Origin of the sequence: Pseudomonas syringae group sp. 247E2 (assembly GCF_032587795.1) — a bacterium.
Classification (GTDB): domain Bacteria; phylum Pseudomonadota; class Gammaproteobacteria; order Pseudomonadales; family Pseudomonadaceae; genus Aquipseudomonas; species Aquipseudomonas amygdali.
This window is the reverse complement of sequence record NZ_JAWHPK010000012.1, coordinates 1-504: the sequence shown is the minus strand read 5'-3', so window position 1 is coordinate 504 and position 504 is coordinate 1. Positions and strand designations below refer to the sequence as shown.

The 504-nt window shown below is 54.0% G+C and carries 1 protein-coding gene; it reads left to right on the top strand.

The window, feature by feature from the left end; all coding sequences use genetic code 11:
• Positions 1-504, top strand: a 504-nt coding sequence (locus RYC18_RS14125) for a hypothetical protein (protein ID WP_316886292.1), incomplete at both ends; no start/stop codon positions are given.

Below are 504 nucleotides of genomic sequence, written 5' to 3'. Positions count from 1 at the left end.
TTGGGAATGACACGCTGAACGGATCCGCTCGCGCCCAGACCTTTGATGGCAAGGGCGGCCAGGATGTGATCCACGGTGGCGGTGGCAATGACACCTTTATCTACAAGGCTGGTTATGGCTACCTAGAGATAGATAACGCATATGCCGCCGGTGAGGTACCTATTCTGAAGTTCGGCATCGGTATCACGGCGGCGTCATTGACGGTTACAACCACTCCATCCGGCAATAGTCTGATAATCACCGACGGCATAGAAGGGGATCAGGTCGTGCTGGACTATAGTCTTCTTTACCCTAACTATGGTGTTAAGAAAGCTGAGTTCTCTGACGGCAGCTCCTTGGCGTTTGAGGATCTTGTCACGATGAAGGATCAGCTGCTGGAAATCAAGAATTCGACCGGGACCCTTGGGAATGACACGCTGAACGGATCGGCCCGCGCCCAGACCTTTGATGGCAAGGGCGGCCAGGATGTGATCCACGGTGGCGGTGGCAATGACACCTTTATCT